Source organism: Mycobacterium sp. 2-64 (genome assembly GCF_035918375.1).
Taxonomy (GTDB): Bacteria; Actinomycetota; Actinomycetes; order Mycobacteriales; family Mycobacteriaceae; genus Mycobacterium; species Mycobacterium intracellulare.
On sequence record NZ_CP142361.1, the window covers coordinates 568,720 to 582,728 of the forward strand.

Genomic DNA, 14,009 nt, shown 5'->3' on the forward strand with positions numbered 1-14,009 from the left:
CGCGTCAGACCGGGAAGCGGACGCCGGTGAGCTCTTCGGAGACGGCCCACAGCCGGCGTTGCAGTTCCGCGTCGTGGGACTGGGCGCTGGACTTGACGAGCTTCGGGTGGCCACGCTGCTCGAGGAATCCGTCCGGGCCGAAGTACTGCCCGCCCTGGACGTCCGGATCGGTGGCGGCCCGCAACGTCGGCAGCGCACCCATGGCCGCGCTCTGGAACAGCACCGGGCCCAGCGCCGCGGCGGCGGGCCGGAAGATCGCCGGCAGGTTGCGGGTCAGCTCGGTGTTGGAGCCGCCGGGGTGCGCGGCCACGGCGATGGTCTTCGCGTCGGGCGTGGCCGCCAGCCGGCGCTGCAGCTCGTAGGTGAACAGGAGGTTGGCCAGCTTGGATTGCCCGTAGGCGGCGATCCGGTCGTACCGGTGTTCCCATTGCAGGTCGTCGAAGTGGATCGCGGCGCGCAGCCGGTGGCCGAGGCTGCTGATGGTCACCACCCGCGAATCCCGCACGGGGAGCAGGTGGTCGAGCAGCAACCCGGTCAGCGCGAAGTGGCCCAGATGGTTGGTGCCGAACTGCAATTCGAATCCGTCCGCGGTGACCTGCTTGGGCGTCCACATCACCCCGGCGTTGTTGATCAGCAGGTCGATGCGCGGGTAGGCCACGCGCAGCGCGTCGGCGGCCGACCGGACCGCGTCCAGCGAGGTCAGATCCAGCTGCTGCAGCGTGACGTCTACTTCTCGGGACCCTTGCCCCCCGGCGGCGACGATGCGCGACAGCGCCGCGTTGCCCTTCTCGAGGTTGCGCACCGCGAGCACGACGTGGGCGCCGCGGTGGGCCAGCACGGCGGCCGCCTCATACCCGATGCCGGTGTTCGCGCCGGTGATGACGACGACGCGCCCGCTCTGATCCGGGACGTCACTCTCCGACCAGGCGCGGGTTTCTTTGTCGTTGGAAGCCATGGCCCAAAACATACTCACCCCGGCCGGATGTTGCCGGGCGCGTCATCGCTCGGTTGTCATCTGCGCGCGCAGCCAGGCGATGACCCGCGGCACCACCTCGGGCGCCTTGCTCATGGCGACATGGCCGGTGCCCTCGATGAGGTGCACCTCGGTGTCGGGGCGGCCCTGGAAGACGAGCGTGTCGGACTGCGGGACGAAGTAGTCGTCGGCGCCATTGATCACCAACATTTCCGAATTGCCTTGCCGGGCAAGCAGATCCCGTCGGTTGAGTCGGCTGAGGCCGGCGCTGAGCTCCTCGAGGGTGGGGGAGTGATCCCAGTGCATGGCGTTGCCCACGATGTCGCGCATTCCGTAGGGCAGCTTTGCGATGTTCTCGACGGCGAACGCGTCGACCACCGGGCCGCCGAGTTCGATTGCGGCGTCGACGATTCCGGTGAGCCCGGACATCGCGGCGAAGTTCCCGCCGAATGACGCGCCGAAGTGTGCGACCCGGCCGTCGCCCAGCGTCCGGGCGTAGCCGATGAGGCCCCGGATCACCTCGTCGGCGTGTTCATCGAGCGGGATGTCCGTCTCGCCGGTGCCGGGATGGTCGAAGGCCAGCGTGGTCACGCCCGCGCCCTGGGTGAATGCGACCCACCACGGGTGGATGTCCATCTTCCAGGTGTCCACACCGCCGCTGGCGATCAGCACCGCCCGGTCCGCGTATCGACCGTCGGCCGAATACAGGTGCACCGGCACCTCGACCGATCCGCCGCGGTACCCGACGGCGACGATGCGGCGCTCGAAGTGCACCGGAAAGCCGTTGGCCGCCAACTGAAATTGCTCGAGCTGGTGCTGCAACACCTTGACCCGGGCGGCGTCCGTCAGGCAGGGGAACTTGGCGCACCCGTACACCAGGGACGCCATCCGGTGGTCCCCGCGCTCGGCGTAATCCCTTGCCACCCGCGACCATTCGTAGACCCAGCCGCCCGGCGCGTCGGCCCACATGTCGTCGACGGCCGAGCGGACCCGCTCGATGTCCTCGAGTGGAACGCCGAACTTCGCGAACTGGTCGGTGCGGTCGTCGAACATGGCCGCGGCATCGATGTCGTAGGTGTACATGGGACCGCTCCTCAAGATTTTCAACGACCGTTGAGACTAGTCTCACGCTACGATGAAATTAGTTTCAACGCAAGGAGAAATTCACGCTACGATGAAACTCGTGGCGAAGACGGCGACGACGCCTGGACCCCGGGACGAAAGGGGGGTGCTCGCCGCGCGGATCGCCGCGGCGGCGCGCGACGAATTCGCCGTGCACGGCTGGGCCGGCACCACGATCCGGGCGGTCGCGCGGCGGGCCGACGTCGACCCGGCGCTGGTCTACCACTACTTCGGGTCGAAGGAAGGGCTGCTCGACGCCGCGACCAACCCGCCCCAGCAGTGGCTGGACCGCGTGGCCGAGGTGTGGGCCACCCCGGTCGAGCGGCTCGGCGCCGCGCTGCTGCAGCTGCTGCTGGTCAGCTGGGCCGACGACGAGATCGGGCCGACGCTGCGGGCCATCCTGCAGACCGCGGCGCACGACCCCGTCACCCGCGACAAACTCCGTCGAGTGGTCGAGGGCAGCCTGATGGGGGTCTCGGGGCTCGGCAGCGACGACCGGGACCGCTTGATCCGCAGCGGCCTCATCTCGTCACAGATGATGGGGTTCGCGCTGATGCGCTACGTGTGGAAGATCGAGCCCGTCGCCTCGATGACCGACGACGAGGCCATCGCCGCGATCGCCCCCAACCTGCAGCGCTACGTCGACGGCGACCTGGGCGGTCAGACCCAGTAGTTGTCGTGGCGGACGAACCACTCCCGGCGTTCCTCGTCGGTCATGTCGGCCAGCGCCGCGAAGCCTTCGAAGTAGGCCTCGCGGGGGGCGCCCGGCGCGAACAGCATCAGGATCGACGCCGGCTCGTCGGCCTCGTTGCGGAAGCCGTGGACGCCGCCCGGGGGGACATAGAGGAAATCGCCCTGGTGCCCGTCGGCCCACTCGGTGCCGTCGTAGAGCTTCATCGTCCCGGAGAGCACGAAGAAGGCCTCCGACATGGCCCGGTGGAAGTGAGCCGGGGGACCGCCGCCGGCCGGGGCGATGTCGACGCGATAGAGGCCGTAGTCGCCGGCGGTGTCCTGTTGGTTGGCCAGGTAGTGGTATTTGACGCCGGAGGTCTCGTAGTCCGGGGGCTGGTCGGCCCGCTTGAGCCAGGCGTTGATCTCCGGCTCTTCGGCGGTGTAGCGGGCCGGCGGGTAGGGCGGCACGACGAGGGACATGGCTCCAGTGTGCGCATAACATCGCGTGGATGGAGGCCGCGGAGGAACTGCGCGTGGAACGGCTGCTGGACGCCGAACGCAAAGCGGCGCAACTGTTCGACGAGATCGAGCGGCGGGCCATGATTCGGCCCGGGGTCGGGGAGAAGGAGCTCTCCGATGAGATCCACGATCTGGCCGGCGAAATGTTCGGCGTGACCCGGCACTGGCATCGGAGGATCGTGCGCGCCGGGGAGAACACGCTGCAACCGTTCCACGAGCGCCCGCCGGACCGGCTGATCGTCGACGACGACATCGTCTTCCTGGATCTGGGGCCGATCTTCGAGGAGTGGGAGGCCGACTTCGGCCGGACCTTCCTGTTGGGCGACGACCCACACAAGAGGGCCGTCCGCGACGCGCTGCCCCGCGTGTGGCAGGCCGGCCGCGACTACTTCGCCGGCAATCCCGACGTCACCGGCGCCGAGCTGTTCGACTTCGTCGTCGGGGCGGCCCACGCGGAGGGCTTCGCGTGGGCCAGCCGGATCGCCGGGCACCTGGTGGGGGAGTTCCCGCACAAGAAGATCGCCGGCCCCGGCATCGAGTGGTACATCATGCCCGGCTCGGACAAGCCGATGCGCCGCACCGACCCGCGCGGGCGCATCTGCCACTGGATCCTCGAGATCCATCTGGTCGACCGCCCGCGCGGCTTCGGCGGCTTCTACGAGCAGCTGCTCGACCTGCCCTGAGCCCCACTACTTCTTGCACTCGGCATAGGCGAGTGCTAAGAATGACTTGGCACTCGCGACCAGTGAGTGCTAGGTCGGGACGGTGAGACCAGGTCCAACGACAGCCCGGTCGTCCGTCGCGGGCACTGCACCCGGCCAGAACGTGTCATCCCCAATCCGGAGGAATCACTTCGCAATGGCCAAGACAATTGCGTATGACGAAGAGGCCCGCCGTGGCCTCGAGCGGGGGCTCAACGCCCTCGCCGACGCGGTAAAGGTGACGTTGGGCCCCAAGGGTCGCAACGTCGTCCTGGAGAAGAAGTGGGGTGCCCCCACGATCACCAACGATGGTGTGTCCATCGCCAAGGAGATCGAGCTGGAGGACCCGTACGAGAAGATCGGCGCCGAGCTGGTCAAGGAAGTCGCCAAGAAGACCGACGACGTCGCCGGTGACGGCACGACGACGGCCACGGTGCTGGCTCAGGCGTTGGTCCGCGAGGGCCTGCGTAACGTCGCCGCCGGCGCCAACCCGCTGGGTCTCAAGCGCGGCATCGAGAAGGCCGTCGAGAAGGTCACCGAGACCCTGCTCAAGTCGGCCAAGGAGGTCGAGACCAAGGACCAGATCGCTGCCACCGCGGCGATTTCGGCGGGCGACCAGTCGATCGGTGACCTCATCGCCGAGGCGATGGACAAGGTCGGCAACGAGGGCGTCATCACCGTCGAGGAGTCCAACACCTTCGGCCTGCAGCTCGAGCTCACCGAGGGCATGCGGTTCGACAAGGGCTACATCTCGGGCTACTTCGTCACCGACGCCGAGCGTCAGGAAGCGGTCCTCGAGGACCCCTTCATCCTGCTGGTCAGCTCCAAGGTGTCGACGGTCAAGGACCTGCTGCCGCTGCTGGAGAAGGTCATCCAGGCCGGCAAGCCGCTGCTGATCATCGCCGAGGACGTCGAGGGTGAGGCTCTGAGCACCCTGGTCGTCAACAAGATCCGCGGCACGTTCAAGTCGGTGGCCGTCAAGGCCCCCGGCTTCGGTGACCGCCGCAAGGCGATGCTGCAGGACATGGCCATCCTCACCGGTGGTCAGGTCATCAGCGAAGAGGTCGGCCTGTCGCTCGAGAGCGCCGATGTCGCCCTGCTGGGTAAGGCCCGCAAGGTCGTCGTCACCAAGGACGAGACCACCATCGTCGAGGGCGCCGGTGACTCCGACGCCATCGCCGGCCGGGTGGCCCAGATCCGCAGCGAGATCGAGAACAGCGACTCCGACTACGACCGCGAGAAGCTGCAGGAGCGCCTGGCCAAGCTGGCCGGCGGTGTTGCGGTGATCAAGGCCGGGGCCGCGACCGAGGTCGAGCTCAAGGAGCGCAAGCACCGCATCGAGGACGCCGTGCGCAACGCCAAGGCGGCCGTGGAGGAGGGCATCGTCGCCGGTGGTGGCGTGGCCCTGCTGCACGCCACCCCGTCGCTGGACGAGCTGAAGCTCACCGGTGACGAGGCGACCGGCGCCAACATCGTCCGCGTCGCGCTCGAGGCTCCGCTGAAGCAGATCGCCTTCAACGGTGGTCTGGAGCCCGGCGTGGTGGCCGAGAAGGTCCGCAACTCGCCCGCCGGTACCGGCCTGAACGCCGCCACCGGTGAGTACGAGGACCTGCTCAAGGCCGGCGTCGCCGACCCGGTGAAGGTGACCCGTTCGGCGCTGCAGAACGCCGCGTCGATCGCGGGCCTGTTCCTGACGACCGAGGCCGTCGTCGCTGACAAGCCGGAGAAGGCCGCCGCTCCCGTCGGCGACCCGACCGGTGGCATGGGCGGCATGGACTTCTAAAAAGTCGCCAACGAAAAAACCCGGCCCTCACAAGGGGCCGGGTTTTTTCGTGGCGATGGCGCCGAGCGTGAACTCACGGCGGGCTTTTCGCGATTCTCCCGCCCTGGTTTCACGTTCGGCGGGTAGGCCGCCGCGGCGCGCATCGAGTGTGAGCTCAGGGCTTTGGGTGTGAGCTCACGGCGAGCTTTTCGCGATTTTCCCGCCCTGGTTTCACCCGCGAAGCCCTGGCCTCACACTCGACGCCCAGAGTGCACACTCGAGGCGCCTGGCCGGCCTTGTACGTTTGAACGCGTGGCGCTTCCCGCTCCCTCACCTACCAGCACCGCCGTCGTGACGGGCGCGTCGTCGGGCATCGGCGCCGACATCGCCCGCGAGTTGGCCGACCGCGGCCACGGCGTGACGCTCGTCGCCCGCCGCGAAGACCGGCTGCGCGATCTGGCCGACGAACTCGCCGGCCGGGTGCGCGTCGAGGTGATCGCCTGCGACGTCGCCGATTCCGCCGCCCGCGCCGGCCTGTTCGACGAGGTCGAGCGCCGCGGCCTGACGGCCGACATCCTGGTCAACAACGCCGGCATCGGCACCATGGGCTCGGTGACGAAAATTCCCGTTGCCGACGAGATCGCGCAGGTGCGGGTCAACGTCGAGGCCGTTATCGACCTGAGCACCCGCGCGGTGCAGCGGATGGTGCCGCGCGGCCGCGGCGCGATCCTCAACGTCGGCTCGACCGCCGGCTACCAACCCTTCCCCGGGCAGGCCGGGTACGCGGCCACCAAGGCGTTCGTCAACAACTACACCCAAGGGCTGCGCGGTGAACTCGCCGGCACCGGCGTCACCGTCGCGCTGCTGTGTCCCGGCCCGGTGCGCACCGAGTTCGTGAAGAGCGCCGGCATGGACGAGCGCGACTTCGCCGACGCGTTCCCGAAGTTCATGTGGAAGCCGTCGCGTGAGGTGGCGCGCGCCGGGGTCGACGCGCTCGACCGCGACCGCCCAACCGTGATCCCCGGCCTGCCCAGCCAGATCAGCACCCGCCTGTTCCAGTTCATGCCGCGACGAGTGCTGCTGCCGCTGTTGAAGAATCAGCATCCGAGCCTGCGCAGGGACCGGTCAGCCGGCTGACCCCGGCCAGGGCCGCATCCAGCCCTCCACCGGAAGCGCGAGCGCGTTGCACAGCGTGCAGATCGTGCGGTACCAGCCGACGGCCGTGAGCAATTCGATGCGCTGCTCGTCGTCCAGAAAGTCGCCGAGCGCTTCCCACGTCGCCTCCGACCACGAGCCGGTGCGCTCGCACTCGTCGACCGCCGCGATCAGCGTCCGCTCGGCCGGGCCCCACCGAGGGTCGTCGGCCCCGGCCAACACCAGCGCGTCGCACTCGTCGTCGCTGACGCCGGCGATCGGACCCCAGAAGGCGGCCTGCCCGCCCCACTCGTAGGCGCAGCGCAGCAGCGCGCAGATGCGAAGGATGGCGATGGTCCGCGTCCGGGGCGGCAAAAGCGCTGCGGTGTAAAGGGATTCGCCGAGCTTGCGCAGCCGGGAGGCCAGCACCGGATGGCGCTGCAGGCAACGCACCAACAGCAGCGGCTCGTAGGTGCGGTCCGGGTGGCCCCAGCTGTTGATGCCGGCGGCATCCTCTTCGCTCCACGGCGGGGCGAGGGGCGCGATGCGGCTCACGGATGAGACTGTACGGCCCTAGGCAAATGGCGGCGACCCGCTGCGCCCGGCTAGGCCGATGGCGGCGATCGCTGCTAGGCCGGCAGCGAGAACACCACACAGTCGTGCAGGCAGCCCCTCGCCGCATCGGGGGAGTCGGCGTCGCGGTGCAGCAGCGCGCGGGTGGGCGTCACCGTGAGCCGCACCGCGTCACCGGCTCCGCCTTCGGGCGACACCTCGGCCGCGCCGTCGACGATCAGCGAGTAGCCGCCCGGTTCGGCCGGGGGCCACAGCAGGGTGACGTCGCGGCGCCGGGCCAGGTTCTGCTGCGTGCGGCCGCCGATGAGACCGACCTCGAGGGTCTGTCCGCGCAACTCGGGTTCGACCGTCACGGTGTGCGAGCGGTATTCGTCGTCGACGGTGATCAGGTACGCGTACGGGTAATCGACGAGCGCGTCGGCGAGCGCCGCGAAATCGACCTTCTTCTTGCTGCGCATGATGTCCCAGGATAGGCGCGAACCGATGCGGCCCCGCGCTACTGCGGCGCCGGGGGCGTGAGGAACCCGGCGATGCGCGACGTGTAGCCGCGGGCGACGGCGCCGGAACTGGCGGGCCGCGTGACCGCGGTGGTGGTGTTGGAGAACCCGAGGTTTTGCAGTACCTCGTTCCAGGGCGGCAACTTCGCCACGGCCGCCGACGCGTCGGCGTGATACCCGAACATCGCCGCCACGTCCGAGGCCCACATCTGGTCGTAGGCCGCCTCGATGTCGGCGATCGCCGGGGTGTTCTGGCCCAGATGATTGTTGGCCGCCAACGCCCGCACCAGGGCGCGGTTGGCCGCCACCACCGCGGGCTGCACCGTGGCCGCCAGCGCCACCTCGAACGCGGTGGCGATGGCCGAGGCCTGGTGGGACACCTCTTCCGCCTGCGCGGCCGCCGCGGAAAGCCAACTCACGTATTGGCTGGCGACCGTCATCATGGCCGCCGACGACGCGCCCTGCCACGACCCGCTGGCCAGATCCGACGTCACCGAAGAAAAGGACGACGCCGACGACGCCAACTCCCCGGCGAGCCCGTCCCACGCCGCCGCGGCAGCAAGCAGCGGCCCGGGACCAGGACCGGAGAAAATTAGTGCCGAGTTGACTTCCGGCGGCAACCACGCAAAATGCGGGTTCGTCACGGGACCCAACTTAGCTGGTATATGCCACTTTTGGTGGCGTTATTGCAAGGGCGCCGGAGCGGGCTGACGGCCCCGCACCAACTTGCCCGGACGGGCGGCGGTGGGGACGCCGTGTTCAGCGATGATTTCCCCGGACACGATCGTGGCGACATACCCGTCCGCCGTCTGGTCCAGGCGTCGCCCGCCGGCGGGCAGGTCGTAGGTGATGACCGGCTTGTGCAGGCGCAGGGCGGCGTGGTCGATGACGTTGAGATCGGCCTTGTAGCCCACGGCGATACGGCCGCGATCGCTCAGCCCGGCGATGCGCGCCGGCACCGAGGTGAGCTCGCGAACCGCCTCGGGCACCGTGAACCGTCCGGCCTTGCGGTCCCGCGCCCAGTGCGTCAGGAAGTACGTCGAGTAGCTGGCGTCGCAGATCATGCCGTAGTGCGCGCCGCCGTCGCCGAGGCCGAGCACCACGTCGTCGCGGTGCAACAGCTCCCCGACGGTGTCCAGCGAGTTGCCCTGCAGGTTGCTGGTCGCGACGAGCAGCATGGCTTTGCCGTCGTCGTCGAGCAGCCTGTCGTAGGCCTCCTCCATCGGCTCCACGCCCTTGGCGCGGGCGCGGGCACCGATGCTGGTCGACGGGTCGGGCTCGTAGTCGGGGTCCTCGCCCAGCGGGTAGATCCAGTCCCACATCTGGGCGACGTACAGGATCGGGTGGCCCTGCCCCGGCTTGTCGGCCAGGATGCGGGCGCGGACCTCGGGCTTGCGCATCTCGGCGACCCGCTCGGCCAGCGGCAGGTGCGCGATCTCGCGGTAGCTGGGGTAGAGCACGAAGGGGTTCGCCGACAGCTGCAGCCCGATGATCAACCCGATGGGCCGCGGCAACAGCTGCGCGGTGATGTCCCCGCCCGCGGCGTTGGCCTTCTCGATCATGGTGATGGCGTCCGGCCACGACGGGTCACCCGAATTGGCGACGACGAGGGTGAAGGTCAGCGGCAGCCCGACGTCCTCGGCAACGTCGAACACCGTCTGCAGCACGGGCTGGTAGCCGCCGGCCGGGATGTCGGGGACGAACTGCAGCAGGCCGCCGCCGCCGTCCACGACGCCGCGGGCGATCTGCTCGATCTCCTCGCGGGCGGCGTCGTAACTCGGTATGGGCGAACCACTTTCGGTCTTGTGGATGGTCAACCGCGACGAGGCGAAGCCCAGCGCGCCGGCCTCGATCGCCTCCTTGGCCAGCGCCCGCATCTTCGCCAGGTCGTCCTCGGTGGCCGGCTCGCGGTCGGCGCCGCGCTGCCCCATCACGTACACGCGCAGCGGCGAGTGCGGCAGGTACGCGGCCACATCGATGTCACGCTTGCCGGCATCGAGGGCGTCCATGTATTCGGGGAAGGTTTCCCACGTCCACGGCAGGCCGTCGGTCATCACGACGCCCGGGATGTCTTCGACGCCGGCCATCACGTCGACCAGGACGTCGTGGTCGGACTGGCGGCACGGCGCGAAGCCGACCCCGCAGTTGCCCATCACCACCGTCGTCACCCCGTGCGCCGACGACGGCGTCAGGCGCTCCGACCAGATGGACTGGCCGTCGTAGTGGGTGTGCAGGTCGACGAAGCCGGGCGTGACCAACAGCCCGGTGGCGTCGATCTCGCGGTTCGCCGCGGCGCCGTTCACGTCGCCGACCGCCTTGATGACGTTGTCGGCCACCGCCACGTCACCGACGTACGGCTCACCCCCCAGCCCGTCGACGATGGTGCCGTTGCGGATGATGAGGTCGTAAGTCATCCAAACAATCTACGACCGTGGCGGCGGCTCGTGCCAGGATCTTCTCCGTGATCGACCACGTGGGCATCAACTGCGCCGACTACGCAAAGTCCCAGCGGTTCTATGACGCGGTGCTGGAGACGCTGGGCTTCTCCCGGCAGCTGGATGTGGGCCCCGCCATCGGGTATGGCCGCGGGGGCGAGCCGACCTTCTGGATCTCCGGGGCGCTGGCCGGACCCAATCGCGAGGTTCACCTGGCGTTCGAGGCGCCCGACGAGGACGCGGTGCGCGCCTTCTACCGGGTGGCCGTGGAGTTGGGCGCCGAACCGCTGCACGAGCCGAGGCTCTGGCCGGAATACCACCCCGGCTACTTCGGCGCGTTCGTGCGCGACCCCGACGGCAACAACGTCGAGGCTGTCTTCCACGGCGCGCTCCCGTAGTGTCGCGAGTATGGCCCGCACCGACGATGCCGCCGTAATCCAAGACCTCCTGCGCGACGCCTTCACCCGGTTGATCGAACACGTCGACGAGATCACCGAGGGATTGACCGAGGAGGTGTCGTCCTATCGGCCGACCCCGGACGCCAACAGCATCGCGTGGCTGCTCTGGCACAGCGCGCGGGTGCAGGACCTCCAGCTGGCCGACGTGGCCGGCGTCGAGCAGGTCTGGCTGCGCGACGGGTGGGTGGACCGGTTCGGACTGGACCTGCCACAGGGCGACATGGGCTACGGGCATTCGCCCGACGACGTCGCCAAGGTTAAGGCGCCCGCGGACCTGCTGTCCGGCTACTACCACGCGGTGCACGAGCTCACCCTCGAATACCTCGGCGGGATCACCGCCGAGGAGCTGGCCCGCGTCGTGGACACCAACTGGGATCCGCCGGTGACGGCCAGCGCCCGGTTGGTCAGCATCATCGACGACTGCGCCCAGCACCTCGGGCAGGCCGCGTACGTGCGGGGGATTGCGTAGATTCGCAGGCGTGCGATTCGCGGCGAGCGTGCTGTTGTGGCTCATCACCACGCTGGCCCTGGCGGTGGCCATCCCCGCGGCGTGGACGCAGCTGCACGTCGTCGACGCCGACGGCTACGCCGCGCTGGCGCGCGGGGCGGCGGCCGACCCGGACCTGCAGTCCGCCATGGCGGCCGAACTGACCACGCGGGCAATGGCTCTCATCGCCGAACACGGCGGGGGCCGTTATCCCGTCGACAGCTCCGACGTGCACGATGCCGCCAGCGCTTTCACCGCCGGGCCGGCCTTCCCGCCGCTGTTCGCCCAGGCCAACCGCGCGGCGCACGGCTGGCTGTTCGGTGACCCGGGGGGCGGCGAGAACGGCGATCAGTGGGCGGTCGACGTCGCCCCGATGCTGGGCGACGACTCGATCCGGCCGCTGCTCAGCCGTTACAACGTGACTGTTCCCGCGAAACTGGCCGTCCCGCTGACGGTTTCGATGCCACAAGCGATGCGTCAGGGGCGGCTGAGCCGGCTGTCCACCTGGGGGCCGTGGGTGAGCGTGGGGGCGGCGGCGTTGTGCGGGGTCTGCGCGCTGCTCACGCTGGCCGCCGCGCGCCGGCGCGGCAAGGCGCTCAGCAGCCTGGGGGTGTCCGCCCTGCTGGTCGGCGCGGCCGGGTGGGCCGGCCTCGAGGTCGCCGGCCGCTACGTCGACAAGTCGCTCAACCGCACCACCGGCGACATCCGGCGCGTCGCCGAGGCGATGGTCGGACACGCCGAAGCCGGTGTGCACCAATGGCTCAACGTCACGCTGCTGGCCGGCGCCGCCCTGGTGGGACTCGGCGTGGTCGTCGCGATGGTCGGCAGTCTGTGGAAGAAGTCGTGAGCCGCCCCGCTAACCGAAGGTGAACGAGAAGACCCGCAGGCCCTTGCTGACCCGCATGTCCAGCTGGTCGCGGTGCGCGGAGTCGTCGGCGACGATCCGGTGCAACGTGGGCGCCCCGCCGATCGGTGTGGTGGTGGTCGTGCCGTCCCGGGTCACGGTGAGCGTGCCGGTGCCGCCGACCACGGCGTAGACGTCCTTCGCGGTGTAGTTCAGCCGGACGGTGGCGTCGTCGCCCTCGGCGGTGGCGCCCTGATCGTCCAGGGTCCAGCGCCCGCGCAGGGCGAACGTGTCGTCGGCCAGGGTCGGCGGAAAGCTCAGCGTGACGGTGCCCGACGTGTAATCGCCGGTGCCGCCGTAGTTTCCGGACCTTTCGACACCGAGGTAGGTTTCGGGCGTGAGCCGGGTCTGCGGGGTGGTGTCGGCCGAACTCGTCGGCGCGGGCAGCGGCGCGCCGGGGTGGGCGTCCGCGAGCAGTTGGCGGATCAGTTTTTCGGTGCCGTCGTAGTCGCCCTCCCCGAACTTCGTGTGCCGCACTTGCCCGTTCGCGTCGATCAGGTATTCGGCCGGCCAGTACAGGTTGTGGAAGTTGTTCCACGTCGCGTAGTCGTTGTCCAGGGCGATGGGGTAGGGGATGTGCAGGTCGGCGGCGCCGCTGGCCACGTTCTCGGGGACCCGCTCGAACGCGTACTCCGGCGTGTGCACCCCGATGACGATGAATCCGGCGTCGTGATACCTGTTGTACCAATCGATTACGTGTGGGATCGCGCGCTGGCAGTTGATGCACGAGTAGGCCCAGAAGTCGATCAACACGACCTTGCCGCGCACCTCGGCGGGGTCCAGCGGCTTGCCGTCCGGGGTGTTGAGCCACCCGGTGACGCCGGTCAGGGCGGGCGCGGGCCCGCACTGTTGCAGCTCGTCCGAACCGCTGGAGCAGTCGCTGAGCGCCCCCTCGACGGTGACGCTGGGCGGGCTCAGCGCCAGCCCGGTGCCGCGGTTCGGCTGCTGCGCGGGGGTGGGGTTTAGGCTGTGCCCGATGTCGTTGGCGCCCAGCTTGTTCTGCATCGCCGTCGTGTAATCGGGGACGGCCCGCTGCAGCATCGCCGGCAGGTTGAACACCAGCGCCACGGCCAGCACGATCATCGCGATACCGCCGGCGATCTGAATCGCACGCTGCCGTCGGCGGAACGCGGCGACGCGCTCGGCAACGCGGCGCCCGGCCAGCGCGAAGGCCAACAGCGGCACGGCATTTCCGAGGGCGAAGGTCGCGGTCAACACCAGCGCGCCCGGACCGATCGACGAGGTTCCGCCGGCGACCACGATCGCCGCGAGCACCGGACCGGCGCACGGCACGTAGAGGGCGCCCAACGTCAGACCGAGGCCGAAACCGTCTGCGTTGGCGCCGATTTGGCGCTGCGGGAGGTAGGCGAACGGCCGTTCGATCAGGTGCTGCACCGGCGGGAAGATCAGCCCCAGGCCGATGAGGGTCAACACCACCAGGGCGGCCCACCGGATCGCGTCCTGCGGCAGGTGCAGCGCCGTCAGCAGCGCGGAGCCGAGCAGGGTGGCCAGGCTGAAGCTGCACACCAGCCCCGCGATCACCAGATACGGGCGGGACACCGAACTCACGCGGCGGGAGTCGGCTCGGGTACCGCCCGCACCGGACAGCAGGATCACCGGGAGCACCGGCAGGATGCACGGCGAGATGCCGGTGATCAGCCCGCCGAGAAACCCGATCAGGGCGATGGTCTGCACGCGCTATTTCCAAGGACGCGACGGGAGCATGGTTCCACCTTTACCCGTTCGCGCCGCCGACGAGAGTGACCTCGCAC

At 69.4% G+C, this 14,009-nt stretch carries 14 protein-coding genes and 1 pseudogene; 7 read left to right on the forward strand and 8 right to left on the reverse strand.

The window, feature by feature from the left end; genetic code table 11:
• Window positions 1–4 precede the first annotated feature (4 nt).
• Window positions 5–955, reverse strand: a complete 951-nt coding sequence (locus QGN31_RS02665) for an SDR family NAD(P)-dependent oxidoreductase (protein WP_014943002.1) — start codon at window positions 953–955, stop codon at window positions 5–7.
• 42 nt (window positions 956–997) lie between these two features.
• On the reverse strand, window positions 998–2,056 hold the full coding sequence (locus tag QGN31_RS02670; RefSeq protein WP_014943001.1) for an alpha/beta fold hydrolase: 1,059 nt from the start codon (window positions 2,054–2,056) through the stop codon (window positions 998–1,000).
• A 91-nt stretch (window positions 2,057–2,147) separates the two neighbouring features.
• Here QGN31_RS02670 and QGN31_RS02675 point away from each other — a divergent pair, with 91 nt between their 5' ends.
• Window positions 2,148–2,768, forward strand: a complete 621-nt coding sequence (locus tag QGN31_RS02675) for a TetR/AcrR family transcriptional regulator (RefSeq protein ID WP_043955424.1) — start codon at window positions 2,148–2,150, stop codon at window positions 2,766–2,768.
• Here QGN31_RS02675 and QGN31_RS02680 read toward each other — a convergent pair.
• Window positions 2,756–3,247 (reverse strand): cupin domain-containing protein, encoded by a 492-nt coding sequence (locus QGN31_RS02680; protein ID WP_014385885.1) that lies wholly within the window; start codon window positions 3,245–3,247, stop codon window positions 2,756–2,758. The two genes, QGN31_RS02675 and QGN31_RS02680, sit on opposite strands and share 13 nt — an antisense overlap.
• Window positions 3,248–3,276: 29 nt before the next feature.
• Here QGN31_RS02680 and QGN31_RS02685 point away from each other — a divergent pair, with 29 nt between their 5' ends.
• From QGN31_RS02685 to QGN31_RS02695, 3 genes are all read left to right on the forward strand, one after another.
• A complete protein-coding gene (locus QGN31_RS02685; protein ID WP_014385884.1) occupies window positions 3,277–3,969 on the forward strand; it encodes a M24 family metallopeptidase in 693 nt (230 codons plus the stop codon).
• A gap of 175 nt (window positions 3,970–4,144) precedes the next feature.
• A complete protein-coding gene (groL, locus tag QGN31_RS02690; protein ID WP_008261313.1) occupies window positions 4,145–5,770 on the forward strand; it encodes a chaperonin GroEL in 1,626 nt (541 codons plus the stop codon).
• 291 nt (window positions 5,771–6,061) lie between these two features.
• Window positions 6,062–6,886 (forward strand): SDR family NAD(P)-dependent oxidoreductase, encoded by an 825-nt coding sequence (locus tag QGN31_RS02695; protein ID WP_043955423.1) that lies wholly within the window; start codon window positions 6,062–6,064, stop codon window positions 6,884–6,886.
• On the opposite strand, the gene QGN31_RS02700 is transcribed toward QGN31_RS02695, so the two are convergent.
• The 4 genes and pseudogenes from QGN31_RS02700 to QGN31_RS02715 form a co-directional block, all read right to left on the reverse strand.
• Window positions 6,875–7,438, reverse strand: coding sequence for a carboxymuconolactone decarboxylase family protein (locus QGN31_RS02700; RefSeq protein ID WP_009953506.1), 564 nt, complete (start codon window positions 7,436–7,438; stop codon window positions 6,875–6,877). The genes QGN31_RS02695 and QGN31_RS02700 overlap by 12 nt on opposite strands.
• Before the next feature lie 74 nt (window positions 7,439–7,512).
• Complete coding sequence (locus QGN31_RS02705) at window positions 7,513–7,914, reverse strand: hypothetical protein (RefSeq protein ID WP_008261307.1); 402 nt, start codon at window positions 7,912–7,914, stop codon at window positions 7,513–7,515.
• A 170-nt stretch (window positions 7,915–8,084) separates the two neighbouring features.
• A pseudogene (locus QGN31_RS02710) lies at window positions 8,085–8,597 on the reverse strand (PPE family protein); the annotation flags it as partial.
• 39 nt (window positions 8,598–8,636) lie between these two features.
• Window positions 8,637–10,367, reverse strand: a complete 1,731-nt coding sequence (locus QGN31_RS02715) for an N-acyl-D-amino-acid deacylase family protein (protein WP_014712450.1) — start codon at window positions 10,365–10,367, stop codon at window positions 8,637–8,639.
• A gap of 47 nt (window positions 10,368–10,414) precedes the next feature.
• Between QGN31_RS02715 and QGN31_RS02720 the strand changes: the two genes are divergently transcribed.
• The 3 genes from QGN31_RS02720 to QGN31_RS02730 are packed head-to-tail and all read left to right on the forward strand — an operon-like array spanning window position 10,415 to window position 12,180.
• Entirely contained in the window at window positions 10,415–10,786 is a 372-nt protein-coding gene (locus QGN31_RS02720) for a VOC family protein (protein WP_014942998.1), read from the forward strand.
• A 10-nt stretch (window positions 10,787–10,796) separates the two neighbouring features.
• Complete coding sequence (locus tag QGN31_RS02725) at window positions 10,797–11,315, forward strand: mycothiol transferase (protein WP_009953511.1); 519 nt, start codon at window positions 10,797–10,799, stop codon at window positions 11,313–11,315.
• Window positions 11,316–11,325: 10 nt separating this feature from the next.
• Window positions 11,326–12,180: a hypothetical protein gene (locus tag QGN31_RS02730; RefSeq protein WP_014942997.1), complete on the forward strand. Its 855-nt coding sequence runs from the start codon at window positions 11,326–11,328 to the stop codon at window positions 12,178–12,180.
• Between the two features lie 9 nt (window positions 12,181–12,189).
• Here the strand turns inward: QGN31_RS02730 and QGN31_RS02735 are convergent, their stop codons facing one another.
• Window positions 12,190–13,932, reverse strand: coding sequence for a cytochrome c biogenesis protein DipZ (locus tag QGN31_RS02735; protein ID WP_014942996.1), 1,743 nt, complete (start codon window positions 13,930–13,932; stop codon window positions 12,190–12,192).
• Window positions 13,933–14,009 lie beyond the last annotated feature (77 nt).

Bases quoted from the DNA above. Each gene is read 5' to 3' on its own strand.
- groL (WP_008261313.1), top strand. From the start codon at position 4,145: ATGGCCAAGACAATTGCGTATGACGAAGAGGCCCGCCGTGGCCTCGAG.
- QGN31_RS02680 (WP_014385885.1), bottom strand. From the start codon at position 3,247: ATGTCCCTCGTCGTGCCGCCCTACCCGCCGGCCCGCTACACCGCCGAA.
- QGN31_RS02665 (WP_014943002.1), bottom strand. From the start codon at position 955: ATGGCTTCCAACGACAAAGAAACCCGCGCCTGGTCGGAGAGTGACGTC.
- QGN31_RS02705 (WP_008261307.1), bottom strand. From the start codon at position 7,914: ATGCGCAGCAAGAAGAAGGTCGATTTCGCGGCGCTCGCCGACGCGCTC.
- QGN31_RS02670 (WP_014943001.1), bottom strand. From the start codon at position 2,056: ATGTACACCTACGACATCGATGCCGCGGCCATGTTCGACGACCGCACC.
- QGN31_RS02675 (WP_043955424.1), top strand. From the start codon at position 2,148: ATGAAACTCGTGGCGAAGACGGCGACGACGCCTGGACCCCGGGACGAA.
- QGN31_RS02725 (WP_009953511.1), top strand. From the start codon at position 10,797: ATGGCCCGCACCGACGATGCCGCCGTAATCCAAGACCTCCTGCGCGAC.
- QGN31_RS02715 (WP_014712450.1), bottom strand. From the start codon at position 10,367: ATGACTTACGACCTCATCATCCGCAACGGCACCATCGTCGACGGGCTG.
- QGN31_RS02685 (WP_014385884.1), top strand. From the start codon at position 3,277: ATGGAGGCCGCGGAGGAACTGCGCGTGGAACGGCTGCTGGACGCCGAA.